This is a genomic window from Bacillus sp. FSL R7-0166, assembly GCF_038008935.1.
Classification (GTDB): domain Bacteria; phylum Bacillota; class Bacilli; order Bacillales; family Bacillaceae; genus Bacillus; species Bacillus altitudinis.
In genome coordinates this window covers 523,509-549,697 of sequence record NZ_JBBPAC010000001.1, presented here as the reverse complement: position 1 = coordinate 549,697, position 26,189 = coordinate 523,509, and the positions used below count along the sequence as shown (strand labels likewise).

General features: G+C 40.9%; 31 protein-coding genes, 7 tRNA genes and 1 pseudogene. 7 read left to right on the top strand and 32 right to left on the bottom strand.

Features of this window, described 5'->3' with window-relative positions; all coding sequences use genetic code 11:
* Positions 1–486: 486 nt before the first annotated feature.
* From NST01_RS02720 to NST01_RS02700, 5 genes and pseudogenes are all read right to left on the bottom strand, one after another.
* Positions 487–1,247: pseudogene (locus NST01_RS02720) on the bottom strand (SDR family NAD(P)-dependent oxidoreductase).
* Positions 1,248–1,358: 111 nt separating this feature from the next.
* Complete coding sequence (locus NST01_RS02715; RefSeq protein WP_048001239.1) at positions 1,359–1,736, bottom strand: MmcQ/YjbR family DNA-binding protein; 378 nt, start codon at positions 1,734–1,736, stop codon at positions 1,359–1,361.
* Between the two features lie 149 nt (positions 1,737–1,885).
* Positions 1,886–2,779, bottom strand: coding sequence for an alpha/beta hydrolase (locus tag NST01_RS02710; RefSeq protein ID WP_283931234.1), 894 nt, complete (start codon positions 2,777–2,779; stop codon positions 1,886–1,888).
* 189 nt (positions 2,780–2,968) lie between these two features.
* On the bottom strand, positions 2,969–4,408 hold the full coding sequence (locus NST01_RS02705; RefSeq protein ID WP_050826996.1) for a DHA2 family efflux MFS transporter permease subunit: 1,440 nt from the start codon (positions 4,406–4,408) through the stop codon (positions 2,969–2,971).
* A 72-nt stretch (positions 4,409–4,480) separates the two neighbouring features.
* A complete protein-coding gene (locus tag NST01_RS02700) occupies positions 4,481–5,059 on the bottom strand; it encodes a TetR/AcrR family transcriptional regulator (protein ID WP_046527096.1) in 579 nt (192 codons plus the stop codon).
* A gap of 214 nt (positions 5,060–5,273) precedes the next feature.
* Here NST01_RS02700 and NST01_RS02695 point away from each other — a divergent pair, with 214 nt between their 5' ends.
* Positions 5,274–5,984 carry an alpha/beta fold hydrolase gene (locus NST01_RS02695; RefSeq protein ID WP_017358455.1) on the top strand — a complete coding sequence of 237 codons (711 nt, stop codon included), beginning with the start codon at positions 5,274–5,276 and terminating at the stop codon, positions 5,982–5,984.
* Between the two features lie 244 nt (positions 5,985–6,228).
* Positions 6,229–6,960, top strand: a complete 732-nt coding sequence (gene bglS, locus NST01_RS02690; protein ID WP_017358456.1) for a beta-glucanase — start codon at positions 6,229–6,231, stop codon at positions 6,958–6,960.
* A gap of 42 nt (positions 6,961–7,002) precedes the next feature.
* On the opposite strand, the gene NST01_RS02685 is transcribed toward bglS, so the two are convergent.
* A complete protein-coding gene (locus tag NST01_RS02685; protein WP_341041439.1) occupies positions 7,003–7,404 on the bottom strand; it encodes a MerR family transcriptional regulator in 402 nt (133 codons plus the stop codon).
* Positions 7,405–7,627: 223 nt separating this feature from the next.
* On the opposite strand from NST01_RS02685, the gene NST01_RS02680 reads away from it, so the two are divergent.
* Both NST01_RS02680 and NST01_RS02675 read left to right on the top strand, forming a co-directional pair.
* Complete coding sequence (locus NST01_RS02680; RefSeq protein ID WP_052320373.1) at positions 7,628–8,677, top strand: NAD(P)-dependent alcohol dehydrogenase; 1,050 nt, start codon at positions 7,628–7,630, stop codon at positions 8,675–8,677.
* A 250-nt stretch (positions 8,678–8,927) separates the two neighbouring features.
* The gene (locus tag NST01_RS02675) at positions 8,928–9,389 is read left to right on the top strand and encodes a CarD family transcriptional regulator (RefSeq protein WP_050826994.1); all 462 of its coding nucleotides are present in this window, start codon (positions 8,928–8,930) and stop codon (positions 9,387–9,389) included.
* Positions 9,390–9,647: 258 nt separating this feature from the next.
* Here NST01_RS02675 and NST01_RS02670 read toward each other — a convergent pair whose 3' ends face one another.
* The 3 genes from NST01_RS02670 to NST01_RS02660 all read right to left on the bottom strand — a co-directional run bounded on the left by NST01_RS02670 (position 9,648) and on the right by NST01_RS02660 (position 11,396).
* Positions 9,648–9,851: a cold-shock protein gene (locus tag NST01_RS02670; RefSeq protein WP_003214229.1), complete on the bottom strand. Its 204-nt coding sequence runs from the start codon at positions 9,849–9,851 to the stop codon at positions 9,648–9,650.
* A gap of 268 nt (positions 9,852–10,119) precedes the next feature.
* Complete coding sequence (locus NST01_RS02665) at positions 10,120–10,914, bottom strand: alpha/beta fold hydrolase (RefSeq protein ID WP_326115412.1); 795 nt, start codon at positions 10,912–10,914, stop codon at positions 10,120–10,122.
* 146 nt (positions 10,915–11,060) lie between these two features.
* On the bottom strand, positions 11,061–11,396 hold the full coding sequence (locus NST01_RS02660) for a winged helix-turn-helix transcriptional regulator (protein ID WP_326115413.1): 336 nt from the start codon (positions 11,394–11,396) through the stop codon (positions 11,061–11,063).
* 177 nt (positions 11,397–11,573) lie between these two features.
* On the opposite strand from NST01_RS02660, the gene NST01_RS02655 reads away from it, so the two are divergent.
* On the top strand, positions 11,574–12,548 hold the full coding sequence (locus NST01_RS02655) for an NAD(P)-dependent alcohol dehydrogenase (RefSeq protein WP_341041434.1): 975 nt from the start codon (positions 11,574–11,576) through the stop codon (positions 12,546–12,548).
* On the opposite strand, the gene NST01_RS02650 is transcribed toward NST01_RS02655, so the two are convergent.
* From NST01_RS02650 to NST01_RS02610, 9 genes are all read right to left on the bottom strand, one after another.
* Positions 12,531–12,680 carry a hypothetical protein gene (locus tag NST01_RS02650; RefSeq protein WP_189337200.1) on the bottom strand — a complete coding sequence of 50 codons (150 nt, stop codon included), beginning with the start codon at positions 12,678–12,680 and terminating at the stop codon, positions 12,531–12,533. The two genes, NST01_RS02655 and NST01_RS02650, sit on opposite strands and share 18 nt — an antisense overlap.
* 297 nt (positions 12,681–12,977) lie before the next feature.
* Positions 12,978–13,061: transfer RNA gene (locus NST01_RS02645), tRNA-Leu, on the bottom strand.
* A gap of 48 nt (positions 13,062–13,109) precedes the next feature.
* Positions 13,110–13,192 (bottom strand) — tRNA-Leu (locus tag NST01_RS02640).
* A gap of 7 nt (positions 13,193–13,199) precedes the next feature.
* A tRNA-Lys gene (locus NST01_RS02635) sits at positions 13,200–13,275 on the bottom strand.
* A 30-nt stretch (positions 13,276–13,305) separates the two neighbouring features.
* Positions 13,306–13,380: transfer RNA gene (locus NST01_RS02630), tRNA-Gln, on the bottom strand.
* 21 nt (positions 13,381–13,401) lie between these two features.
* Positions 13,402–13,473, bottom strand: a tRNA-Glu gene (locus NST01_RS02625).
* A 9-nt stretch (positions 13,474–13,482) separates the two neighbouring features.
* Positions 13,483–13,573, bottom strand: a tRNA-Ser gene (locus NST01_RS02620).
* Between the two features lie 4 nt (positions 13,574–13,577).
* Positions 13,578–13,652: transfer RNA gene (locus NST01_RS02615), tRNA-Asn, on the bottom strand.
* A gap of 117 nt (positions 13,653–13,769) precedes the next feature.
* Entirely contained in the window at positions 13,770–14,237 is a 468-nt protein-coding gene (locus NST01_RS02610) for a SprT family protein (RefSeq protein WP_007496463.1), read from the bottom strand.
* A gap of 99 nt (positions 14,238–14,336) precedes the next feature.
* On the opposite strand from NST01_RS02610, the gene cmpA reads away from it, so the two are divergent.
* Entirely contained in the window at positions 14,337–14,471 is a 135-nt protein-coding gene (gene cmpA / locus NST01_RS02605) for a cortex morphogenetic protein CmpA (protein WP_008346893.1), read from the top strand.
* A gap of 19 nt (positions 14,472–14,490) precedes the next feature.
* On the opposite strand, the gene NST01_RS02600 is transcribed toward cmpA, so the two are convergent.
* The 14 genes from NST01_RS02600 to acpS all read right to left on the bottom strand — a co-directional run bounded on the left by NST01_RS02600 (position 14,491) and on the right by acpS (position 25,476).
* Entirely contained in the window at positions 14,491–16,650 is a 2,160-nt protein-coding gene (locus NST01_RS02600) for a Tex family protein (protein WP_341041432.1), read from the bottom strand.
* Between the two features lie 76 nt (positions 16,651–16,726).
* Positions 16,727–17,326 carry a PP2C family serine/threonine-protein phosphatase gene (locus NST01_RS02595; RefSeq protein WP_008346897.1) on the bottom strand — a complete coding sequence of 200 codons (600 nt, stop codon included), beginning with the start codon at positions 17,324–17,326 and terminating at the stop codon, positions 16,727–16,729.
* Positions 17,326–18,114, bottom strand: coding sequence for an RNA polymerase sigma factor SigB (gene sigB / locus NST01_RS02590; RefSeq protein WP_025206796.1), 789 nt, complete (start codon positions 18,112–18,114; stop codon positions 17,326–17,328). The genes NST01_RS02595 and sigB overlap by 1 nt, the downstream gene beginning before the upstream one ends.
* On the bottom strand, positions 18,080–18,568 hold the full coding sequence (rsbW, locus tag NST01_RS02585; RefSeq protein ID WP_007496471.1) for an anti-sigma B factor RsbW: 489 nt from the start codon (positions 18,566–18,568) through the stop codon (positions 18,080–18,082). The genes sigB and rsbW overlap by 35 nt, the downstream gene beginning before the upstream one ends.
* A complete protein-coding gene (locus tag NST01_RS02580) occupies positions 18,565–18,894 on the bottom strand; it encodes an anti-sigma factor antagonist (protein WP_008346902.1) in 330 nt (109 codons plus the stop codon). Before NST01_RS02580 ends, rsbW begins: the two co-directional genes overlap by 4 nt.
* A gap of 59 nt (positions 18,895–18,953) precedes the next feature.
* Entirely contained in the window at positions 18,954–19,961 is a 1,008-nt protein-coding gene (locus tag NST01_RS02575; RefSeq protein WP_008346904.1) for a PP2C family protein-serine/threonine phosphatase, read from the bottom strand.
* Between the two features lie 10 nt (positions 19,962–19,971).
* Positions 19,972–20,373: an anti-sigma regulatory factor gene (locus tag NST01_RS02570; protein ID WP_003214085.1), complete on the bottom strand. Its 402-nt coding sequence runs from the start codon at positions 20,371–20,373 to the stop codon at positions 19,972–19,974.
* 2 nt (positions 20,374–20,375) lie between these two features.
* Entirely contained in the window at positions 20,376–20,744 is a 369-nt protein-coding gene (rsbS, locus tag NST01_RS02565) for an RsbT antagonist protein RsbS (protein WP_003214235.1), read from the bottom strand.
* Positions 20,745–20,748: 4 nt separating this feature from the next.
* Positions 20,749–21,579 (bottom strand): RsbT co-antagonist protein RsbRA, encoded by an 831-nt coding sequence (locus NST01_RS02560; protein WP_007496484.1) that lies wholly within the window; start codon positions 21,577–21,579, stop codon positions 20,749–20,751.
* 114 nt (positions 21,580–21,693) lie between these two features.
* On the bottom strand, positions 21,694–22,044 hold the full coding sequence (gene ndoA / locus NST01_RS02555) for a type II toxin-antitoxin system endoribonuclease NdoA (protein WP_003214169.1): 351 nt from the start codon (positions 22,042–22,044) through the stop codon (positions 21,694–21,696).
* Between the two features lie 4 nt (positions 22,045–22,048).
* Complete coding sequence (locus tag NST01_RS02550) at positions 22,049–22,330, bottom strand: hypothetical protein (RefSeq protein WP_003214273.1); 282 nt, start codon at positions 22,328–22,330, stop codon at positions 22,049–22,051.
* A 293-nt stretch (positions 22,331–22,623) separates the two neighbouring features.
* The gene (gene alr, locus NST01_RS02545; RefSeq protein ID WP_144741116.1) at positions 22,624–23,805 is read right to left on the bottom strand and encodes an alanine racemase; all 1,182 of its coding nucleotides are present in this window, start codon (positions 23,803–23,805) and stop codon (positions 22,624–22,626) included.
* 128 nt (positions 23,806–23,933) lie between these two features.
* Positions 23,934–24,950 (bottom strand): outer membrane lipoprotein-sorting protein, encoded by a 1,017-nt coding sequence (locus tag NST01_RS02540; RefSeq protein ID WP_007496489.1) that lies wholly within the window; start codon positions 24,948–24,950, stop codon positions 23,934–23,936.
* Between the two features lie 160 nt (positions 24,951–25,110).
* Positions 25,111–25,476 carry a holo-ACP synthase gene (gene acpS, locus NST01_RS02535; protein WP_017358398.1) on the bottom strand — a complete coding sequence of 122 codons (366 nt, stop codon included), beginning with the start codon at positions 25,474–25,476 and terminating at the stop codon, positions 25,111–25,113.
* A 94-nt stretch (positions 25,477–25,570) separates the two neighbouring features.
* Between acpS and NST01_RS02530 the strand changes: the two genes are divergently transcribed.
* On the top strand, positions 25,571–26,176 hold the full coding sequence (locus NST01_RS02530) for a rhomboid family intramembrane serine protease (RefSeq protein ID WP_007496491.1): 606 nt from the start codon (positions 25,571–25,573) through the stop codon (positions 26,174–26,176).
* Positions 26,177–26,189: the final 13 nt, after the last annotated feature.

Below are 26,189 nucleotides of genomic sequence, written 5' to 3'. Positions count from 1 at the left end.
CGTTCCGTTCAACCATTTTACAAAATCCTACTCACACTATTCTTCAGTTCCATTTTACTCAGCTTGTTCGTATGTTTATATCCACCGATTCAGGGCGAGCCTGCGTTTATGATGTTTTACACTCCCATCTTTTTTGTTTATTATTTCATCTTTGCGGTACCTTTACAGTTGTTGTTTTCTTTACAGCCCAAGGCTTTTCATCCTCTTTATTTAGCGGCTTACTTACTGATAGCAATGATTGTCATGCTTTTTGTTATGGATGGAATTGAGAGCTCAACATCCCTCCCGATCATAATTGTCAGCAGTCTCATCTACTGGACCTGCGATTCTTTCATTCATCAAAGAATGCATAAAAAAAACACCTAATGTGTAGGTGTTTTTATCTATTCTAGTATGTGTTGACAGTGCTCCACATTATCCAAGACATCTTTCAGCTCGGTGACCTGCTGATCACTAAGAGAATCTATCCTCAGTGATTGGAACTTTTTATTTCATGCTTGTGCCAGCGTGTGAAAAAATGGGGTCCTTCAATTCAAAATCAAATGTCTTCCCATCAACGATACCAACTGTTTTTGAACTGTCGTAAAGTTCAAGCAAGCACGCTGCCATTTCTTTTGATGTGTGATATTTCTTGATAGTGCCTTCATATTCGAATTGATCGACATCTAATGAACGCTTTGCAAATTCCGACTCTGTCGCAGCAGGCGCTAATACTTTTGCCTGTAATTTGGCTCCTTTTTCTTTCAATTCTAGGGCCAGCCCTTCTGTAAAGGCGCTCACATAAAATTTCGTTGCTGAATAAGTGACAGCATTTCCGACGACGGTATAACCCGCTCTTGAAGAGATATTGATTAGCTGCGTCCCCTCTTTTTGCTCATAATCACGGACATACAGAGTGGATAAAATTGTTAACGCTTCAATATTGAGATGAAGCATGTCCCCGATTTTTTTCACATCCTGCTCTCCTATTGAACCAAAATGGCCAAACCCAGCATTATTAATGAACGTATCCAGCTCATCACCAGCTAATGACTCATAGAAAGAATACACTTGCTCTCTGTCTGTTAAATCAACAGACTGGACTTTCACTTGAATATCGGGATATGTTTCTAGAATCTTTTCTTTCAGTTCTTGGAGTTTATCAAGCCGGCGTGCAGCTAAGATCAGATTTTTTCTCTTGCTGCAAAGACCAAAGCCGTTTCATATCCAATACCTGAACTTGCCCCTGTAATGACTGTATAGCCCATTGTATATCCCCCTATTCGTATCTTCTAGCTGTTTAAAGTATAGCGAGAGCATGTGACTCTAGTCAATTTTGAAGAGATTCAAAGAGACATGAACAACTGAACGTTCAGCATTTAATCGGTTTCTTTTGAATTATGTTGGAGGATAGCCTGCTGAGCTTTTTTTGTTAATTTGTGAAAAACCAGTTGATAGGAATGTTCAATTAGCTCTTCGACAAATGAAGATGGAATATCTGCATCAAGATAAATAGAATTCCAATGCGTCTTATTCATGTAATAGCCGGGAATAATTCCTTCATGCATTTCTCTTAATTCTTCAGCACGTTGCGGATCACATTTTAAAGTGATGACTGGCTTGCGATCGACGTCTCCCCCCATCATGGCAAACATCTTTCCACCTATATGATAACGATCTGCCTGCCACTCAGGTTGATAGTCGTGGGTTGCTCCTTGTAAAGAAAGACAAAATGCCTGTAGTGTCTCTTTTTTCATTCTATTAGCTCCTTTTTAGATGTCTTCTATCTTACTATTATATCGACTACTGCGATTGTTGTATCTACACTTCTTTTCAAGACGTCAGCAAGAACACAAAAAAAGCACAGAAAAAAAGTCTGTGCTTTTTACTGATATCCGAATATTTCTTATTCAAACGCCTTCTTAAGCTGATCGCTCATCAGATGCCAAGCCTCTTCAGCTATCTCTAAGTCTCCGGCATGAGTGAACGCATGAGGGACTCCTTTAAATTGTTTGTATGTGACATCTACCCCTGCTTCTTTTAACTTGTCCGCATAATGCTCAGCTTCTTCAGCTAGTGAATCCTTCTCAGCTGTGATAACAAGAGCTGGGGGCATTTGTGCTAACACTTCTCTCTCTGCAAAGACCGGAGAAACAAGCGGATTGTGCGGATCTTGACTTTGCAGGTAGAAGGCATTAAACAGTCTCGCCATTTCAACTGGAATTGCTTCTTCAAACGCTGGCTTTTGTGCTGGATCAGTAGCTAAATCAAGTGGCGGATAGTCAAGCACTTGATAGACAATCGGAAGTTTGTTCCCTTTTTGGATATCAAGCAAACAAACCGCTGTTGCCAAATTCCCACCTGCACTATGTCCACCAATGGCTAATCGATTTGGGTCTATTTGTAGTTCTTCAGGATGTTCATATAACCATTTCATCACATCGTAGCATTCATGAAGAGCGGCCGGGAAAGGGTGCTCCGGTGCCAGCTGATACTCCACATTGACGACGATACACTCCGCACGATCTGCTATGACCGGACACCAATGATTATCCATTTCAGCACTTCCAAGGATAAAACCGCCCCCATGCAAATTCACGAAAACAGGTAGGGGTTGTTTCAATGTTTTCACAGGTTTAAATACCCACACCTTTGTTTCACCAGCACCCGTTGGGATATCATATTCCATTTTGTTCACTTCAGGAGGGTGGACTGGCTTTAGTTCTGATTGACCAGCTAATGAATCTTCAGCTGGTTGACGTAATGACTCAGCCATTTTGATTTGTTCGTCTAAGTTCATGATCTCAGCTCCTATCTTATTCTTTTATCTCTATCCATTCGTTACGAATTTCGCCTTTTCCTTCAATGTCGTCAGAGAGTCGTTGCTTTTTATCTATCTCCCCATTTTCAGCTCCTTTGAAACAAACATTCCCCCTATGAATAAATAAAAAAAGCACTGCGGCGCTAAGTCCTCAGTGCTTTTCATATATTATGATACTTGTTGTTCGACTTTCACTCGTTTAATAAAGAAAGCAATCACCAAGCCAATCACTGTCATAATGACAGCAAAGATAAAGGCATGCTGGACGCCATTTGTAAAGGCGAGCAGCTGATTGACTGGATTTGCGGGATCAGCCACATTTTCCATAAAGCTGCGAGCTCCTGATGAAAGGATCGAGATACCAACCGCAGTCCCAATCGCTCCTGATACTTGCTGCAATGTATTCATAATCGCTGTACCGTGCGGATATAGCTCTGGCGGCAGCTGATTTAATCCATTTGTTTGAGCAGGCATCATGATCATCGCAATCCCAACCATTAACGTAATATGAAGCGTCACAATATAACCGATGGACGTATTCACACTTAAGTTCGTGAAGCCAAACATGGTCGCTGCAACGATGACAAGACCTGGGATGACAAGCCATTTCGGTCCAAATTTATCAAAAAGCCCACCCATGATTGGCGATAGCAGTCCATTGATAATTCCACCTGGTAATAGCATTAAACCTGCTGTAAATGTAGAAAGTGCCAAGGACGTTTGCAGATATAATGGCAAAATCATCATAGCAGACAGCATCACCATCATACACACTAAGATCAGAAGTAACCCGATCACAAACATTGGATATTTAAATGGGCTTAAATTCAACATCGGTTCTTTCATGTTTAACTGTCTTAGGGAGAACACAAGAATGCCAATGACACCTACAACAATCGCCACAATCACATGCATACTGCTCCAGCCGCCGCCTTCACCAGCACTGCTAAAGCCATACACAATTCCACCGAAACCGATGGTTGATAACACAATCGATAAAATGTCGATTTTCGGTCTTGTGGGTACCGTAATATTTTGCATAAAAATATACCCAAATACGAGTGCAGCAACTAATAACGGAAGCGAAATCCAAAAAATCCAATGCCATGTTAACGATTTAAGAATAAGACCAGAGACCGTTGGACCAACTGCTGGGGCAAACATAATGACAAGACCGATAATCCCCATTGATCTACCTCTTTTATGAGGCGGAATGATGACCAAAATCGTATTAAACATCAATGGAAGGAGCAAGGCTGTTCCTACTGCCTGCACCACACGTGCCACCATTAAAATACTGAAGACTGGTGCAACGGCCGCAATAAATGTACCGATGATCGAAAAGACCAGTGAGGTGATGAAAAGCTGTCTTGTTGTAAACCATTGAAGAATGAGGCCTGAAATTGGAACAAGAATCCCTAGTGTTAATAAATAGCCGGTTGTAAGCCACTGAGCAGTCGTTGCTTCAATACCAAAGTCTAATGTTAAACTTCTCAGCGCCATGTTGAGTGCCGTTTCACTGAACAGTCCAATAAATCCAGCTGTGATAAATGAAATAATAATGGGCAGCGTTCGAATGTCGGAAGCTGCTGTTTGCTGTTTGTTCATATTAAGTTGGCTCCTTTTCTTTTTCAATATTAAGCAATCTTAGGAAGTCAGGCTAGTCAGAAATGAGCCACTTCATTGTCGTTGAAAAACAGATAAAATTTGTTTTTCCGCAGCGAATTGTGCAATTTTTTCGATTGAGTAGCCGGATTCATGAATATAAAACATGAGTTCAGGCGTCATTGGAGAGGACATACATAATGTCGTCAACTCAATGTCTTGTATGTTCGCTTCTCCTTTTTCTTTCGCTTCCTCAAGCAAATCACGAATGATTTGTTTGAGTGATTGACTGTAATGGCAATCATATACTTTACTTGTCTGCTCTAAATTTCCAGAGATCGTCAGCATCCGAATCCAGTCTAAGTGATGACCAACGATGAGATGGATCTCCTCGAGAACATATTGCAAACGATCTTGAACCGGCTGATCACTGATTTTACTTAAGTAAAGATGCAACGCAGGGATCAGCTGTTCAAATCTCTCACCAAGAATAGAGAGACACAAATCACTTTTATTTGCATAGCGGCGGTAAAGGGTTCCTTGACCAACACCAGCTGTTTTTGCGATTTTATGCATGCTGACATTCTCTACACCAAACTCTTGAAACAAAGAGAAAGCGACCTCTTCAATTTCCTTTCCAATATCCTTTTCCATGCTACCTCACCTTCTCTAGCTTCATCCACATCACATCTATTTGTATGTTTTGATTCAAGGCTCTTTAGGTTTCATTTAGGACAATTGTCCCGGTATTATCTTACGGACAACTGTCCGCTTTGTCAATCATTCTTTTTTTGCGATTTTTACTATCATTTGACTGATCCACCTGTTGTAACTATAATGGTTACAAAAAGTGATAGAGGTGATTGGATTGAATACATTCCTATTCGTTCATGGTGCATTCCAAGGAAGCTGGTGCTGGGACCAAATAAAACCTTCTCTTCAACAGAAAGGTCATACAGTGATAGCAATTGATTTACCTGGCAGTGGCGAAGACGCCACGCCTCCACAGGACGTATCATTAGAGAGCTATGTAAACAAAGTCGTCACAACGATTGAAAAAATAGACGAACCCGTCATTTTAGTTGGACACAGTATGAGCGGGATGGTGATCTCACAAGTAGCTGAGAACATTCCAGACAAGATCAAAAAACTAGTATATGTCTGTGCATTTGTTCCTGAAAACGGACAAGCTATTAGTGATATCGCATCAGGCGGTCCTAAAGCAACGTTTGACGAAAAGAATCAGACCATCACATTAATGGAAGAATTCATTGCGGAGGATATGCTCAACGAAAGTTCGGAGGAAGATCTGCAATTGTTTAAAAAGAAGATACGTCCACAGCCTGTTCAGCCTTTTGAAGATCAAGTTTCATTAACCAATGAAAGATTTGGAAGAGTGCCCAGTGTCTATATTGAAACAACAAATGATCGCTCCATTCCGGTTGACTTGCAAAGACAAATGTATGCCACTAAACCTTTTGAGCGCATCTATACCCTTGATGCCGATCATTTCCCTTTCTATTCTAGAAAAAAAGAGCTTGTGGACTGTTTATTAGATATTGCAGTTACAGAAAGATAGTAAACAGCAAGAGATAAATATTTTGAGATGAAAAAGAGAAAACATATGTAAAGGATGAAAAACCCAATCATCACTACTGGCGTTTTTGATCCTTTTCTATTGATACCTCAATTCCCATGAAATAAGAGAAGATTCTATCAAACTCAACTGCTTAATATCAGAAATTAGACCGATTTTCCATTTTACAAGAATCATGTATGATCAATTAAGAAAGCGCTTCCAAAAAGGAGAGGAGAATGCTTATATGTCTTATCGTGTAAAACGGATGCTGATGCTGCTTGTCGCTGGGTTATGCTTGAGCTTGTCCACATTTACAGCTGGTGCCTCGGCACAAACTGGTGGATCATTCTATGAACCCTTTAACAATTACAATACCGGGTTATGGCAAAAAGCTGATGGGTACTCTAATGGAAACATGTTTAACTGTACGTGGCGTGCAAACAATGTCTCCATGACGTCGTTAGGGGAAATGCGGTTATCGCTCACAAGTCCTTCCTATAATAAGTTTGACTGCGGGGAAAATCGTTCCACTCAAACATATGGCTATGGGCTTTATGAAGTCAGCATGAAACCAGCAAAAAATGTTGGGATCGTGTCTTCGTTCTTTACTTATACGGGACCGACTGATGGTACGCCTTGGGATGAAATCGACATCGAATTTCTAGGAAAAGATACGACAAAGGTTCAGTTTAACTATTATACCAATGGTGTCGGAAATCATGAAAAAATCGTCAACCTTGGTTTTGATGCAGCAAACTCTTATCACACATATGCGTTCGACTGGCAGCCTAACTCGATTAAATGGTATGTGGACGGTCAATTAAAACATACGGCTACTACTCAAATCCCTCAAACACCTGGAAAGATTATGATGAACTTATGGAATGGTGCAGGTGTCGATGAATGGCTCGGCTCCTACAACGGTGTTACTCCACTTTACGCTCATTACAATTGGGTGCGTTACACAAAAAGATAACCACATCACAAAACCTGTGACAAGTCACAGGTTTTTCTTCATTTAAATAGAGTTCGTTTTTAATTGATGAACTAGTTTTTGTTCATAACTGTGGATAATATCTTCATAACTTTCGATCTTGTAATCTAACCGTTTAATCGTTTCTTCGATTTCCTTTTGTTTGTCTACGAGTCTTTCTCTCTCATTGACCAAAATACTCTTTCTTGAGGACAATGTACGCTCCTCTCCCTCGATAAATAAAGCCGTATATTCTCTAAGAGCATCAATTGACAGACCCGCATTTCTCATACATTTAATAAATTCTATCCACTGAATATCTTCTTCTGTATAATCACGAACACCATTTTCATCACGCCTGATCGGTCTAATTAAACCTATATTCTCATAATACCTGAGCGTAGCAGTAGATAAATCGAGCTGCTTGGCGGCTTGTGCTATTTTCATTGTTTTCACCCTTCTCTTCTTTCTCTTACTTGACGATCTCCCTTTTCCCATCATCTCTATTTTTATCGAGAAGACAAGATACTTTTGGCTCAAATCTTGATTCAAGGTTGATGCTAAAGCCTGAATTGAGGCGATCAGAGGGTTCTATGTTGACTTAAAGTTCACTTTAAGACGTACAGTATAGAGGAAGGACCGAATCTTACTTTTGAAAGGATGATCCAGAATGTGTCAGACGCACCAATCAAACGTTTTAAGTGTTTCCCATGCAAAAGCAAACTTTGAACGGACAACCATTGAACGAAGAGCACTTCGTCCACATGATATTTTAATTGATATTCAGTTTAGCGGGATCTGTCATTCAGATATCCACAGTGCCTTTGATGAATGGGGCGGCGGTATTTTCCCAATGGTTCCGGGTCATGAGATTACTGGAGTTGTTTCAGCTGTTGGGGATGCTGTCACGAAATTCAACATTGGTGATCGTGTAGGCGTCGGTTGTTTTGTCGATTCTTGCGGTACATGTGAATATTGCCAAAATGGAGATGAACAATATTGCAAGAAAGGAGTCGTTCAAACTTATAATAACCTGGATTATGATGGAGAACCAACTTACGGCGGCTACAGTCAGAAAATTGTTGTGACAGAACGATTTGTTGTCAATATTCCTGACCAGCTTTCCCTCGATGTCGCCAGCCCCCTTCTTTGTGCCGGCATCACAACGTATTCTCCGTTAAAACACTGGAAGGCTGGGCCTGGCAAAAAAGTGGCGATTGTCGGAATGGGCGGTCTAGGTCATGTCGCCATTCAATTTGCACGCGCACTTGGCGCAGAAGTGACTGTATTAAGCCGCTCTTTGAATAAAAAAGAAGAGGCGCTGTCATTTGGTGCAAAAGACTATTTTGCTACAAGTGACCCTGATACGTTTAAGACACTAGCCGGTCAATATGATCTCATTCTCAATACCGTCTCTGCCAATATCAACGTGGATGCCTATTTGTCCTTACTTCGTGTTGACGGAACATTAGTAAACGTCGGTGCACCACCAAAGCCAGACAACTTCCATGTGTTTTCATTAATTACGGGACGTCGCAGCATCGCCGGCTCACTCGTTGGCGGCATCCAAGAAACACAAGAAATGCTCGATTTCGCAGCTGCTCACAAGATCGCACCACAAATTGAAGTGATCAACGCAAACCAAGTCGATGAAGCATATGAACGTGTGCTAAATAGTGATGTGCGTTATCGATTTGTGATTGATATTTCAACATTATGATCGGATTCTATTTGGAAAGACCAGCTCAATGTCTGGTCTTTTTTTAATGATGGATATTCTGTTTTTCTTGTAGCAAGGATTCTTGAGGATATGATCAAAAACCACCCGAAATTTTCATGAAAAAATCTCACTTTTTTAGAACCAAATTTATTGACAGAAAATAAATAAACATGTTATTATTAAAAATTTGATTATTTTACCTCTAAATGTGGTACCCTTAAAGTAGATACATGATATGGAGGCGGATGATATGTTTCAAATTGGTGATAATATTGTTTATCCAATGCACGGAGCAGGTATAATTGAAGCCATAGAAGAAAAAGAATTCTCTGATGAAAAACAATCGTATTATGTCATTAAGATGGCCGTTAGCCATATGAAAGTGATGATTCCTACAAGGAAGATGTCAAGGTCAAAGATAAGACCTGTTACAGATATACTTGCCTTAAAGAACATCATACACACTTTCCAAAATGGAACATCAGATAAGTTATTGCCATGGAAAGAGAGATATAAAATCAACACCGACAAAATAAAAACGGGCCACATACTAGAAGGCGCTGAAGTGGTACGTGATCTCATGCGGATGAAGAAAGAAAAAAAACTGAATGCCAGCGAAAAGAAAATGCTTGACGATGCTCATGGTTATTTGCTTAGTGAGCTAGAAGTCATCAAAGGAATCACTGAAAAACAAATCAAGAGTTTCTGCTAATATTGTCTACCTGCTTCCCCATTTTTTGAATACATTTTCTCTACGAACAAATCCCCCTATCTTCGACCAGTAAAGAAAAAGAAATTATTTAGGGAAATTCCGCATTTTGTAAATCTAATATGATATACTGTTACTAACCTTTGAAGCATGAAATTTTTTACGAATACCTTGCACCATCTCCCTACTTGTACGCTAAGTAGGGTTTTTTCATGCAAAAAAACAGGCCCTCTGTAGAGAACCTGTTTTGAAAAAGGAAGATTAAGCAGTTTTTTGAACGTTAGCAGCTTGAGCTCCACGAGAACCTTGCTCTACGTCAAATGTTACTTTTTGACCTTCGTCTAAAGATTTGAATCCGTCACCTTGGATAGCTGAGAAATGTACGAATACATCGTCGCCTTCTTCACGTTCGATAAATCCAAAACCTTTTTCTGCGTTAAACCATTTTACTGTACCTTGTTCCATGATTGTTGCCTCCTCGTGCGTTTACCACACAATGTATTATACTATCCTTGCCCAAAGTACCCTCAAGACGAAAAGTCAATCTTCATACTATCCTTTACGCCGAACAAAAATAATTACTTTTTATTATAGCATGAATCGGAAATAATTGCAATTTGTTGATTTAAAAGCATATCACACATGATATAGTGACTCAAATAAGAGAGGTGGCTTGATGGTAAAAAGAATAATCTAGTTCCGTCTCACTCCAGTAAACTCTTATTGATAAATACTACACATTTTCCGGCTCAAGTCTATTTAACCAGTTATGTACTAATGAATGAAACACATCGGGTTGTTCAATCTGCAGGTTATGACCAGCCATATCAAGCACTGCAAAAGTGGCCCTTGGATAGTCTTCGATCAGCCGCCACGCATCGTGATATCCGACGACATGGTCTTGATGTCCTGTGATAATGAGCGTAGGATACTGAAATTCAGAAGAAATATCGAAGGTAAAGCCATATCCATTTTGAAGAATGTTATTGATGAATTCATGATTTGTTTGTTTAGAAGGAAGGTAAATTTCATCGCGGAATCTTTCCCATTCCATCTTTCCTTGCACAACGGCCATGGAGCAAAATTCATCCGCCTCTTCTGAAGACAGTTGTGAAATTAAGTGACTGTCATTTTTTAGAACGGTCTTCTCTGGCACGACTCTTTTATCAAATACAGGTATAGTCATTGGGGCCACAAGCAGTAATCCACGAACGGTTTCCCGGCGTGAATGAACAATACCTCTAGCTATGTACCCTCCATACGAATAACCACAAACAATAAACTGTTCATTAGGAATCATCTCGTCCAAAAGACGCAATACCGCTTCTAACATATCATCAGAATTCTGAATAGATGGATGCGGCTTGGAATGTCCCATCCCCGGTAAGTCTATGTATATTCTCTTCCAACCGCTTTGTTCTTCAAATACCGGTTCCAATGCATGTAACATCACTTGATGGTCAAGTGTCCAACCATGCAATATCACGATCGGAAATCCCTCTCCAATGACTTTATGGTAAATTGACATGTGTTTGCATCCCCTTTTCTAGCGCTTCCCTAGTAATCTCAAGATTTTTTGTTGTTTTTCTTCATCATAGCTTAAAGTGAATAAAATCTTTGTTAGGAAGCTATTGCTATGATTCCCCAACGAACTTCTCACGTATATGGATTTTACTATGACTTTGATTTTTCTAATTGGGTTTCACCCCATAAAAGAAGTTGTTCAAATATAGGGATCAGCTCTAGCCCTGCCCTAGTCAATGAATATTCTACTCTTGATGGAACTTCATTATACTGAACTCGTTGAACAATTCCGGTTTCAATCAGGTCCTTTAATGATTGATTGAGCATTGTTCCTGTAATTCCATACACTTTACGCTTTAACTCATTATATCGAATCTCATTGTAACTACATAGTACAGCTAAGATTTTTAAATTCCATTTTCCCGCTAATATATTTAATGCATAACTCGCTGGAGCTATTGCTTTATTCAGCTCACTTTCAGTCATATTTTATCCACCCCTTAGTCAGTTTTTCCTTCCTTAAGCAGTTTATATTGCGTACTTGTTAAATCAATTCCATTTATTATAATCAAATATGTAAACCGTGTCATCCATGTATTAGAGAGCCAAATTGATTATAAAAACCCTTCAAGTCATTACTTTTTAAGGAGATGGAGTGAGTAAATGAAAAATGAAAAGATGCGAGCTGCACAATACACTAATTATGGATCACCGAATGTTCTTTTTGAAGATTTTATATCAAGACCAGTTATAGAATCTGGAGAAGTACTCATTCGTGTACATGGGTCGAGTGTAAACTCTATGGATACACTGTTTCGATCAGGTAAGTTAAAACGATTAACGGGTAATCAATTCCCTAAAGGGACAGGTGCAGATTTTTCTGGAGAGGTTGTTGAAGTAGGGTCGAACGTAAAAAGTTATCAATTAGGTGATAATGTGTGGGGGGTTCTCCCTATTAGTTTAAGGAACCAAATTGGTAGTGCTGCTGAATATGTAGCTATATCACCTGAGAAAATATCTAAAGCTCCTATAAAGATTGATCTCATACAAGCCGCGGCATTGCCTGGCGTAGGTGCTACTGCAATTATTGCCTTAAAATATAAAGCGAACCTTAGAAAAGGCGAAAAGTTACTTGTACGTGGTGCAAGTGGAGGAGTCGGAAGCATTGCGATTCAAATTGGAAAAATGTTAGGTGCTCATGTAACTGCTCTTGCAAACGAAAAACATCTTACTTTTCTTCAAGAGCTAGGTGCAGACGAAGTATTTGATTATAAAGAAACATCTCCTACTGATCTTAAAAAGTTTGATGTAGTTATGGACACAGCAGGAACTGACCTTAAACATTATAGGCGCTTGCTTGCAAAGAACGGTAGAATGGTTACTATTGGATTTCCTAGTTTTTCGTCCTTCATATATATATTAACTTCAACTATTTTCGGTTCTCGTAGAGTTCGCACATTCAGCGCAAACCCCAAAAATGAAATTTTAAAAGAATTAGCATCTTATGTAGATTCCAACAAGGTCAGACCAGTTGTTGATAGCATTTATCTTTTATCTGATGTTGCCAAAGCTCATCATTCCTTAGAAACTGGAGGTGGACGAGGAAAACGTATCATAAATTTACTTGATAACAAATAAACCATCAAATGACATGACATTATTTAATTTTTCTGTTGCAAAAGGTGCATGCTTGGTAGCCATTTCAAATCTTCCAGCTCTTCTAAAGTATTCAGCTGCTTCTAATGCAAAGTCTTCAATATCACTATACATTTTCCTACTTTTTAAGAACCTAAAACATCGGTATAACAAATGCTTATCTTCTTTTAAATACAGACCTTGAAGAATATGAAATTTCGAAATATACTCGACATCCATAAAATTAAAATATTTTACATTTTATGATGAATTTGTAACAAAATCAAACTTAGGGGAAGTATAATATTTTAACACAGATCATATCATGCTCTTACTCGAGGAATATAATATTATACAAATTTTTCTCTCCAAAATAAGAACATTGAAAATAAAACAAAAAAACCAAAGGTCTACAACCTTTGGTTTCTTAGATGCGGCCGAGAGGACTTGAACCTCCACGGGTTATTCACCCACTAGGCCCTCAACCTAGCGCGTCTGCCATTCCGCCACGACCGCGTGTATGATGTGCTCATATATTCATAAGTGCACTGTTTGAAAAAACAATGCGGGTGAAGGGACTTGAACCCCCACGTCATAAAGACACTAGATCCTAAGTCTAGCGCGTCTGCCAATTCCGCCACACCCGCGTGACAATGGTGAGCCATGAAGGACTCGAACCTTCGACCCTCTGATTAAAAGTCAGATGCTCTACCAACTGAGCTAATGGCTCATCTGCTATGCAGAAAAACATATAAAAAAATGGCTGGGCTAGCTGGATTCGAACCAACGCATGACGGAGTCAAAGTCCGTTGCCTTACCGCTTGGCTATAGCCCAACGAATCAAAATAACAAAACATGACCCGTACGGGATTCGAACCCGTGTTACCGCCGTGAAAGGGCGGTGTCTTAACCGCTTGACCAACGGGCCATATCATAATGGCGGAGAAGGAGGGATTTGAACCCTCGCGCCGCTTGCGCGACCTACACCCTTAGCAGGGGCGCCTCTTCAGCCACTTGAGTACTTCTCCATTATGGCTCCGCAGGTAGGACTCGAACCTACGACCGATCGGTTAACAGCCGATAGCTCTACCACTGAGCTACTGCGGAATAATAAGACATGTTTCATTATATCTATGCCAGAAAAATGTGTCAAGAATTTTTAAACGTTTCGTTCCTGCTCCATTTACGACGGCTTTTATAATTTAACATATACTAATATAACAGTCAAGCCTTTTCCCCTTCCTTTTTTAACTTACCATGACAAATCCCGCAGACATATCGCGTGGTGTCAAATCGGCGCTTCCTCGTATAATGTCTTCCACAACCTGTGCACACATAGTAATGAAGCGTCACCGCTCTTTTTTTCTTTTGAACGGTCTTCAGCGGGGTACAAAAGCGCGGGGCTCCTACTTGCTGCAAGAGTTCACGAAAATCCCTGTCCCGATGCTGATAGCCCTTCCCTTCAAGGTGCAGGTGATAATGACATAGTTCATGCTTAATGATACCGATCAATTCGTCTCTGCCATGCTCCTCAAGATATCGGCGATTTAGCTCAATATGGTGTGTTCCAAGTAAATATCGCCCGCCTGTCGTTTTAAGACGGTCATTAAAAACAGCCTGATGGCGAAACGCCTTACCAAAGAACTGCTCTGAAATGTCTTCTGTTAACTGCTGTAACTCTCTCTCGTTCAATCAAGATCGTTCCTTTCTATAAAAACCTCGAACGGGACAATTTCCCCTTTGCATACATTGAAGGTACACCCACTGTTTTGATCAAAGGAGGAATGGGCGATGCCCAACTGGCTGAAAAATCAGATGCAGAAAGCATTTTATGAGAAAAATCATTATCAAATCAAATTGCTCAATCAATGCTGGTACTTCTATAGAAAAAAGCACTCAGTCACATCAAGGCACACCCCGTCCTAAGGTGCGCCTCGTTTTTTATTTAATCTGGTTTTAGCATCGATAGAGCGACCCGACCTTTTGCCTGGTCAACGGAGTCTACCCAAACAGTCACAATATCACCGACTGACACGACGTCAAGTGGGTGCTTCACAAAGCGGTTGCTCAGCTTCGAAATGTGGACAAGTCCATCCTGTTTTACACCAATATCAACAAATGCGCCGAAGTCTACGACGTTTCTCACCGTTCCTTGCAGCTCCATTCCTTGCTTTAAATCCTCTAATTTCAACACATCCGTTTTCAAAAGAGGTTTTGGTACTTCATCGCGCGGATCACGCTCAGGTCTTGTGAGCTGATCAATGATATCTTGAAGGGTGATTGAACCAATTTCAAGCTGTTCTGCTGCTTCGTCCAGCTTCACCTCTGCAATTTTCTCTTTTAACTGTTCTGTTCCAAGATCGTCTGGCGTCATGTTGATCATGCGTAAGAACTGTTTTGTTTCTTTATAGCTTTCAGGGTGAATACCCGTGCGGTCAAGTGGATCTTGTCCATCTGTGATGCGCAGGAAGCCGATACACTGCTCATAAGTCTTTGCACCAAGCCTTGGGATATCCTTCAGCTCTTTTCTGCTTGTGAATCTCCCAATCTCTTCACGGCGCTTGACGATGTTTCCTGCGACGGCTTTTGAAAGACCTGACACATATTGCAGCAGCGCCTGTGAGGCTGTATTAACGTTCACACCGACTTGGTTAACAACCGTTTCTACCACAAAGGTTAACGAGCTGTTTAATTGCTTTTGACTCACATCGTGCTGGTATTGTCCTACACCGACAGATTTTGGATCTATTTTTACGAGCTCTGCTAATGGGTCCTGCAACCTTCTGGCGATGGAAATGGCACTTCTTTCTTCCACTTGCAAGTCTGGAAACTCTTCTCTTGCCAGCGCAGATGCAGAGTATACACTTGCCCCTGCTTCATTCACGATCAAATATGAAACTGGCTGGTCCAGCTCTTGGATCAAGTCTGCGATGAATTGTTCGGTCTCTCTTGAGGCTGTTCCGTTTCCGATCGCAATGACTTCAATGTTGGATGATTGAATGATTTCTTTCACTTTTTGTTTGGCTTCCGCTTTTTTCTGCACAGGCGGGTGCGGATAAATGACGCCAATATGATGGACTTTTCCTGTATCATCCACGACGGCTAATTTACAGCCTGTACGAAACGCAGGGTCTACCCCAAGTACACGTTTTCCTTTCATCGGCGGTTGAAGAAGGAGCTTTCTTAAGTTTTCAGCGAAAATATGAATGGCTTGTTCCTCTGCTTTTTCTGTCAGCTCTTTTCGTATTTCTCGTTCAATTGATGGCTGAATCAGGCGTTTATATGCATCATCAATGGCCGCTTCAATGTAAGGTCTCGCCGTCGTTTGCTTGCCTTTTAAAACTTGTTTATCGAGGTAGAAACGAATATTTTCAGCAGGTGGTTCGATGGCTGCTTTCAAAATCCCTTCTTTCTCGCCTCGGTTGACCGCGAGTACACGATGAGGCACAATTTTTTTAATCGGCTCTTGATAGTCGTAATACATTTCATAGACGTTTTTCTCGTCGTTTTCAACGTCTTTTCCTGATGTGACAAGACTTCCCTTTTGGTACGTCTCACTGCGAATCCATTTCCGCATATCTGGATCATCAGCCAGCTGTTCCGCAATGATGTGCTGGGCGCCCTCCAGTGCTTCTTCTGCAGTTGTGACTTCTTTTTCTTCATTGATAAAAGCCGATGCTTTCTTTTCAATATCATCGTTTGGCAACTGCAGTAAATACTCCGCCAGCGGCTCAAGTCCTTTTGCTTTGGCTACATTTGCCTTCGTTTTTCGTTTTTGTTTAAATGGTCGATATAAATCTTCGACCTCTTGCAGCTTATGCGCCTGTTCGATCTTCTGTTTTAATTCATCTGTTAATTTGTCTTGTTCAGCGATTAAGCGAATCACTTCTTCTTTTCGATTCGTCACATTTTGGATATATGTATAGCGTTCAGAAATGGTTTGAATTTGCACCTCGTCTAGTGAGCCTGTCTGCTCTTTCCGGTAACGTGCAATAAACGGTACGGTGTTGCCATCCTCTAATAGCTGGATCACACTTCCAATTTGTTTTGTTGAAAGCTTTAATTCTGTCGCAATTTGTTTCAATAAAAAGTCAGATGTCTTCATACTTTGCATCCCCTCACTGTGTCTTCTCTTTTAGTGTATCAAAAAAACCGGCAAAACAGAAAAAAGGTCAGCTATTTCATGTAAGCTGACCAAGTACATAGGTGAGATCGTCCTTCTTGTCTTGTGTGTATGTTTCAAGTTGTTTGGCGATGTCTGCAACTGAATGGCTATGCTTTAAACACATTCGCATGTTTGGCACATTCAGTCCGTCGGAATACATAATGAATGTCGATCCTTTTTCGTAGGAATAGGTGTATGTTTTGTATTTTCTAGGTTTACCTGATAGATATCCTGATGTCGGAAGTGGATAAATATAGTCGCCAGAAGGTGCATTCAAGATAAATCGAATATTGCCAACCGAACAATAGGTAAACTGCTGCTGGGAAAAATTCACCTTTAATATGGCTACAGTGGCCCCACGTTTATTTTTCATGGCCTGATTGCATCTATCAATGAGGGTTGTTACATCCTCATGTCCATATTCTTCGACAATTTCGCTGACTAAAGAAGATGATTCATTGGCGAACTGGCCGCTGCCTAATCCGTCTGCTACAGCACAAATTAGTTCTTCATCATCTGCTTTAATAAAAAAACTGTCCCCGCAGCATGATTTTCCTTCTTTGTTCGATTGATAGATAATGGCGTTTACATGCTCATGCTGTTCGATCTGCTTCATTACCCTAGCTCCATAGACGCATCTTCTGACAATGCATCTCGTAGCTTTTTAACTGCCTTCCGCTGCAGCCTTGATACATGCATTTGAGATATGCCGAGTAAATCGCCTGTTTCTTTCTGGCTTTTATTTTGCAAATACGTGAGATTGATAATTTCTTTTTCTCTATCTGTCAGAACGTGAAGCACACTTTCAAGCATCATTTTTTGGTTTACACGTTCGTACCCTTCTTCTTGTGAGCCGACGACGTCTAAAATCGTCACAGTGCTTCCTTCAGAATCAGCCTCTACGCCTTGGTCAACAGACAGCGCTTGATAGCTTTTGCCCATCTCCATTGTTTCAAGAACTTCTTCTTCTGTTACATCTAGATATTCTGCGATTTCTTGTACTTTAGGTGACTTTTGCGTTTCCGTTGTCAGGTGATCAACTGCCATCTTGATTCTTGGTCCAAGCTCTTTAATTCGTCTTGGTACATGGACACTCCATGTTTTATCACGTAAAAAGCGTTTGATTTCCCCGATAATGGTTGGAATGGCAAATGCCTCAAATGATTTACCGACAAGTGGATCATAACGCTTAATTGCGCCGAGTAGACCAATCATTCCAACTTGTCTTAAATCCTCATGAAAGCTTTTTCCTTTGGAGTATTTCTTCGCGAGCATATCCACAAGATTTGTATAACACTCAACTAGTGTTAGCTGCGCCTGCTCGTCATGGTTGGATTGATAGCTTTGAATGAGGCGATCCACTTCATCTTTAGTTAGTTTCATAGTTTTGGATGGTTGTGTCATGGTCAACTCGCTCCCTGTTTAAAAACTTTGTCATCGCCACGGTAACTCCGGAGTTTGCTTGCACCTCGACTTCATCCATCAATGTTTGCATTAAGTATAAACCAAGACCTCCTTCTGCCAATTGATCCACCGTATGAGCAGATGTGTACGGCCCTAGGTCTTCCTGCTTTTGCTTAAAGTCAAAGCTACCGCCTTTATCAGCGACAATGATTTCTAGACGATCTTCATAGACAAGAAAGCGAACCGCTACCTCTCCATCTTCGCCATCTGCACCTTTATAGGCATGCTGAACTGCATTAGTACATGCCTCACTGACGGCAATTTTCAAGTCCTCAATCTCTTCGTAGGCATAGCCCATTCGGCTTGCAACGCCTGAAAGAGTCAGACGAATGATGCCTACGTATTCTGGTTTCGCCGGTATTTTCATCTCGATTAGATCTACTGATTCGTTCATTGTACCCCACCCTCTGACTTTGCAGAAATGTCAATGATGTCCTTTAGTCCAGTGATTTCAAACAATCTGACAAGCCGATCCGACAAGTTCTCAAGCTTTAATGATCCTCCTGCTTTTTGAGCCGCTTTGAACAGCCCAACAAACACACCTAAACCTGTACTATCCATGTAAGTAACATCTTTCAGACAAATGTCAAGATGCTCTCCTTTCTCTGCTTTGGGCATAAGGGTTTCTCTCAGCTCAGGAGCAGAGTACACATCGATTTCTCCGCTGACACTAATTTTCGTCTTATGATCTATTTGATGCTCTTTTACAGACATATTCATTATGCATTCACCTCGAAATTCTTGTTTCCTAAAGTTTTATATACCCGCATATTCACTTTCTAAACCTTTCTTTTAAGGACAAGTAAAGTAAAGTCATCGTGAAGCTGAAAATCTTGTAATTTGAGTAAGCTTGCATAGATAGCGTCGACCATTTCCTGTGCTGAATAGGAAAGATGCTCTGCTATGAGCGCTTTGATATCTTCGCGCTCTAAGAAGCCGTCCTCTGACTTGGATTCGGTGACCCCATCTGAAAATAAGATCACCATATCTCCTACGTCCAAATGCTGCTCATACTCCCTGTAATCAAAGTCTGGTGCGATTCCAAGGACAAGACCTTTTGCATCTAAATCGTAAAATTGATTCTCTTTTTTGCAATAGAAAAAGCCCGGCTCATGTCCAGCCGATGCGTACTTAAATTCATGTGTTTCTTTATTATAGCTGCCATAAAACATGGTGATAAACATGCTTGGGTCTACGTTTTGCTCGACCACACGATTAAGGGTTTTGAGCACTTTCGTTGGACCGCTGCCTGACTCTGGCAAGGAATCCATCGCATACTTAATCATCGACATACAGAGCGCAGCTGGAATGCCTTTCCCAATGACGTCTGCAATCGCGATATTGATTGTATCGTGATCTGTTACGAAATGGTAATAATCCCCACTCATCTGTTTTGCCGGCACACTGATGGCTCCGATATCAAATGTGTCTCCTTCTGGAATTTTCGTTTCCAGAAGGGTTTGCTGAACATTTGCAGCAATTTCAATTTCCGACTTAATTTCTTGCTGGATGCCTCTTAGTGTTAAATGCTCCTGGTAGGCAAGTCCGTATCCAATCATGACTTCAATTAAGAAGTCTAGTGAATGAAAGACATCTTCCGGCAAATCAGGGTAAAGCTCCTGAATCACTTTTCGGTGAACACTCACTATTTCTTCAGGAGGTATTTGATGCTCAATGGTTTTACGGCTAAATTTTTGAGCTTGATAAAGCGATGTTTCAGTTAAATCACTGATATAACGACTGAGCAGCTGATGATACCGCTGCTCCATTACCTCCTTAAAATCCATGGTTTCCCTCCTAGCGAAGCCACTTGACAGCTTGTATCTCAGTTCCTTGTTCTGGTGCGGAATCTAATTTAAATTCATCCATCAGTCTTCTGACGCCCGGCAAGCCTGCTCCGAGTCCGCCTGATGTAGAAAATCCGTCTTCCATTACTTTACGTATATCCATGATGCCAGGCCCCTCATCGGCTGCGATGACTTTGAGTCCACGCTTTCCGCGCTCCATCACTTCTTCTATACAAATCTGACCTTTACCAGCGTATAAATAGATGTTACGAGCTAATTCTGAAATGGCCGTCGTAATTCTTGCTTGGTCAACTGTTCCAAAACCAAGTTCTTTTGCAACATTGCGCCCCAATTGTCTTGCTGCGACTATGTCCCATTCCGTCAATATTTTTACACAGGATTGGTCTTTCATATCTATTCCCCCAATTCCCGCTTCAGTGTCTCAAGCCCTTGTTCAAGATCTAGTGCTGTCTGAATTTCTTCCAGTGAAATGCCAAGTTCAATAAGCGTCACAGCGACTGCCGGCTGTATTCCTGTTAATACAACTTTTGCCCCCATGAGCTTGGACATGGTGATCACATCGCCTAATACCTTTGCGATAAATGAATCAATCATATCGACGGATGTTAAGTCAATGACCACACCGTTTGCTCCTGTTTCATGAATTTTATTCAGTAAGTCTTCTTGAAAGTGAAGAGCTGTTTGATCATCAAGCTCCCACTGTATTGAAATCAGAAGACAATTATATAATTTTAAGATTGGAATCTTCGGGTGATTTCTCAATTGGTTATCCCTCCAATGAAACAATTTTTCGATTTGTCATTTCCAAAGCAGTTTGAATTCCTTTTTGAAGGGTATTCTTTGTTGTAACCTGAGATAAATCAATTCCAAGGTTAACGATTGTTTGGGCTATTTCTGGGCGAATACCGACAAGTAAACACTTCGCTCCTACTAATCTCACAGCCTCTGACGCTTGAATGATATGGTGGGCCACCATTGTGTCCACGACAGGTACACCCGTGATATCAATTAAGACGACCTGTGAGCGATGTTTGACGACACCATTGAGCAGGTTCTCCATAATTTTTTTCGCACGATCTGTATCAATTGTTCCAACAAGTGGCATGACGGTGATGTGCTCAAATACTGGGATTAGCGGGGCAGATAGTTCCTGCAGCGCAATTTTTTGAAGGCTGACGGTTTTTTCCCATGAGATGGAATACTGGTTTAAGATCTCATTATGGATGGGTGTGATGAATCGATCGATTTGCCAGATGAGGTCATGACTTTCTTGTGTTGTATCTTTGTCATCGTTCATTTTTTCATATAAATGTGTACGGATTTCTGTTAGACCGTTTGCCAGTAACTTAAGTGATATACCCATTTGAACAATTTTTAAAGCAAAATTTTGCACTTTTTCTTCAAAATCCTCATGATCCCCCTCTGAAAGAGATGTAATGATGAGTTGAACATATTCCGAACAGATGGTTTCATACATTTTGTCGTTCAGCATCATGTCCGTTTCTTTTTCTCCGAGTCGTTTTAAAATGTCCGTCCACTCTTTTTCTAATTCCTTTTGGTGCTTTCTTGCAAAAGCTAACACGATATGATTCGACATGTTTTACCCCCTACTTACATTTAAAGCTCTTCTTTAGTCTTTCTTCATTATAACGTTAAAAAAAATTGAACACAAAAAAAGTTGCTCCCAATAGAGCAACCAAGTATCACCATATTAAAAATCAATAAGAGCCAAACTAACTTGTAAGGCTTCATCAACCTTCTCCATCATCTCATCATCAAGATGTGTGATTTTATCTGTCAATCTTTGTTTATCGATTGTACGAATTTGTTCCAAAAGAATGACAGAATCTCGTTCAAAGCCGTAGCGCTTTGCATTAATTTCGACGTGAGTCGGTAATTTCGCTTTTTGTATTTGGGCTGTTATGGCTGCAACGATAGCAGTCGGGCTGAAGCGATTTCCAATGTCATTTTGAATCACCAATACCGGGCGAACCCCGCCCTGCTCGGAGCCAACAACAGGAGATAAATCAGCAAAGTAAACATCACCGCGTTTAACAATCAAATGTTTAACCCCCGCTGACTAATCGCTCAACTGTATTCTCAGCCTCAAATTCTGCGTATTGTGCCTCTGAAGAGATATTCAGATTAATTTTCGCCATCTCCATGTAGCCGCGTCTCATCGATTCACGATTTTGTCGAATATTACGTTCACGAATATACGTTTTTGTCGCTCGGTAGATCAATTCATTTCTTGTTACCTTATCCTGCTCTGCTACTCGTTCGATCTCAGACATTAAAGCCTCCGGCAGTCGAATCTTCATTTCGTTTGTTGCGCTGGATTCAGACAAAAAACATACACCTCCACAAAACTTACGGATACCGTTTCGATCCATTCCAAGACTAATCATACCATTATTCAATGCACAAGCAAAGCTGTTTTTTCATGATTTCTTATTAGAACATGAAGCGGCTCGCCACCCGTAAATCAAGATGATAATGGAGTTCCTCTTTCCCATTATACGCTTTTTTCCGAAAATCATACGGTATTTCCAAAATCTCTAAAAAAGGGAGAATGTTTATGATGCCTTTGTAGAATAAAAGAGAACGATGTCAGTTTGAACATCGTTCCCGTGGATGCTGTTTATAAAAAGCTTGGCCCGCCTTGAAGCAGCGGATTACGTACATGAACCCTTTCGCCGTCCTCTATATAGACTCTTGGGACGCGGTAGCCAACAGAACAAGTGATTTCGTAGTTAATGGTTTCAAGCCGTTTGGCTATTTCATCGACAGATATCCTGTCTTCGCCTTGTGTGCCGATGAGCACGACTGGCTCCCCTGCCGGAATATCCTTTTTCAAATCAACCATGAATTGATCCATACACACCCGTCCAGCAATCTTTCGGCGTTTTCCGCCAACGAGCACTTCTGTTCCGGCAAGCTTCCTGATCCAGCCGTCTGCATACCCGATTGGAATCGTACCAATCCATGTATCTTGATTCGCTGTATAAGTTGCACCATAGCTCACGCTCTCACCCTTTTGAATGGGCTTTACATGTGCAAGTTTTGTATGAAGAGATAATGCTTCTTCCAGTTGAAACGGCAATTCATCTTTGATTTCTTCCGACGGCGACAGCCCGTACATACTGATGCCAAAACGAACCATATTGAATAAAGTGTCTTTAAACCTTAGACCTGCTGCACTGTTGGCGCAATGAATGAGCAGTTTGTCCGTATGAAGCGGTTGAAGCAATGTTTTAAACGTATCAACCTGCATACCGAAGTAGTTTTCATCTTTTTCATCCGCTGTGGCAAAGTGAGTAAATACGCCTTCCAGCTGTAAAAAAGAATGATCGTGGACAAGCTCTTTTACTTCGCTCACCTGCTCGATTGTTTTCACACCTAACCGATTCATGCCGCTGTCGATTTTCAAGTGGAAACGAATGGGTTGTCCCATCTGCCCTTTCATCACTTTGACGACTTCTCTCAGCCAATCGATCGAGTAAGCGGTCATGATAACGTTGTATCTAACGGCGACTTTGACATACTCTGACGGTACTGCGCCGAGCACAAGAATCGGGGCTTTGATGCCTTTATTTCTTAAAGAAATGGCTTCATCTAAAAAAGCGACGGCTAACAGGTCTGCTCCTGCTTCGAGGGCAGCTCTTGCCACTTCTATATCTCCATGTCCATATGCATTGGCTTTCACAACAGCCATTAGTTGGACGCTTTGACCAATATGGTCTTTCATATGTGAAACATTATGCTTGATTGCTGTTAAATCAATTTCTGCCCATGTGTCTCTATAAAAGGCATTTGTGTCCATTCATCACACTTCCCTATTGAATGATTCAATACTTCATTATGATACTAAAAATCCAGAATAATGTGAAACAACTCAAAGAAAATCAGCCCCTGCACAGGGCTGATTTGTTGTTATGTTAAGAATCTCGCCTATTTCGCTGACTGTCCTTCTACACTTTTGGCGACCATTAAGAGTTCTTCTTTCGATAAATCACTTGAAGAAATTAAGTAGTCAACTCCATCAGATGTCCAAGAAAGAGATTTGTCTGTCAGAACACCCACTGTCATGCCAAGATCGACTGGCTCGCCATTCATCGTCACAGGCGTAGACGCTTCTGCTACCCGCGCTTTTTCCTGAATGAGCGTGAAGGATTTCTTTCCGCCATACGTCATCACATACCGCTTTCCAGCATCTGTTGTCATTTCTTTCTCTTCCATTTTCTTCACGCCCTCTGGCATATCCACAGGCGTTTTCACAGCAAAGCTGTCAGATGGATCTGCGCTTGTGGCAACATCCATTTGAGAAAGTGTCATATTTTTCTTCTCATCAAAGGCGTCTTTGTCAAAGGATTTGTTGAATTCAAAGTGAGAGAATTCTACTTTCACCATTGGCTTTTTATCGCTATCCAGTACTTTCACACTAGCAGGCGCCATTGTTTTTTTATGAAAGGTAATCTCTTGGGTCGGCAGCATTTGGTTGTGCTGATAGTTGGTTTTTGTTTCAAAAACGTACTTCGACTCTTTTGCTTTGAACTGAGCTGCACTGTCATTTTTAATGTCTTTCACAAGTGATTCAAATAAATACACCTGACTGCTGTTGTTCGGCCAATCACTATGGAAGCGGAAGCTTTTGTTTAATGAAGGTGTCAGCACAAATACACCATTGCCATTTCTTAAAATGACTTGACTCTGATCCTTCTTCGGATTTTCTAAATAGACACGGTAAAGCTCCGGCTTCTTGTACCAAATTTCCACATGGTATTCCTGCGGATCATTTCCTGTCTCAATGGTCATTTTTGCTTTGGCTTTGTATGATGTCATTTCCTCTGCCTTTTTGTTTAAATCTCCAACGATATCTTGTTGAGATTTTTGACCGCATGCGGAGAGAATCAATACAAAAAGGATCCCCGTTACAAGCAAAACAAAGCTTTTTCTCACCCTTTTCAACCCCTTCGTTAATTGTGTTAAAAGGAAGAAACCGCTTGTTTGACTTTAACAGTACGCCTCAAGAGTTAACTGCGTACCGCGAACCATCAAAGCCTGTTAGCAACTCGCCCTTCCTTATCGCACTACCCAATATATGAAGGGGGGACAAACAATATGCAGACTAGCTTGACAACCTTTCAATTAAAACTTGTGCTGCAGCATATTCTTTTGTGTGTGTAATGGATACATGAACGTAGTCTTCTTTTGTTTTCTCACTTTTGATGAGGGGTTTTCCGTTCGCATCTTTTTGTATCTCGATGTCGTGAAAGCTTATATACTGACCAATTCCCGTACCGTATGCTTTTGCGAATGCTTCTTTCGCCGCAAAACGCCCTGCCAGAAACTCCAGCTGTCTCTTTTCACTTAGTGTGTGAAAGACTTCCTGTTCACGTAAAGTCAAAATTCGTTCTGGTAAACGGGGCTGCCTGCTAAGAACTCGTGACAGCCGGCCGATCTCTACAATATCCATACCGATTCCTTTAATCATGAGGTACCTCCTATGATACTCGTACTAATTTGGATGTTCGCTTCATAAACGTGTTACTATAAACTTACCATTATCTAGTCAAAAGGGGTTTGTTATGTTTATTCGAACGGAGAGCTTTCAACAATTTATTAGATCGTATCCAATCGTAACAGCGATCCTTGCTTTGCAAATCGGCCTATGGCTTTTATTTGCGATCCCTATTCCAATGATCCAGCTTGGGCAGGACCATCTCGTTGGTTTTAATTATGGTGTTGCAGCAGGAGAATGGTGGCGGCTTTTAACGCCTATTTTTCTTCACGGAAGTCTGACACATATTCTGTTCAATTCCATGTCGCTCTTCCTATTCGCTCCAGCACTTGAGTATTTGCTTGGAAAGGTTCGATTTCTTGTGATTTATCTGGGTGCTGGATTCATTGGCAATCTCGGAACCTATTGGGTGGAGCCTTTAGAGTACGTACATGTCGGGGCTTCTGGTGCGATATTTGGTTTATTTGGCGTCTATCTTTATCTTGTCCTATTTAAACCGCATATGATGGACCGTGGTAATTCTCAGGTGATCTTAACGATTCTCGGCGTCTCTGTTATTATGACGTTCGTCAACTCGAACATCAACATCATGGCCCACTTATTTGGATTGATAGGCGGCATGATCCTAGCACCGATCACTCTATTCTTCCATTCAAAAAAACGACGCTATTAAGCTCATAAAAAAT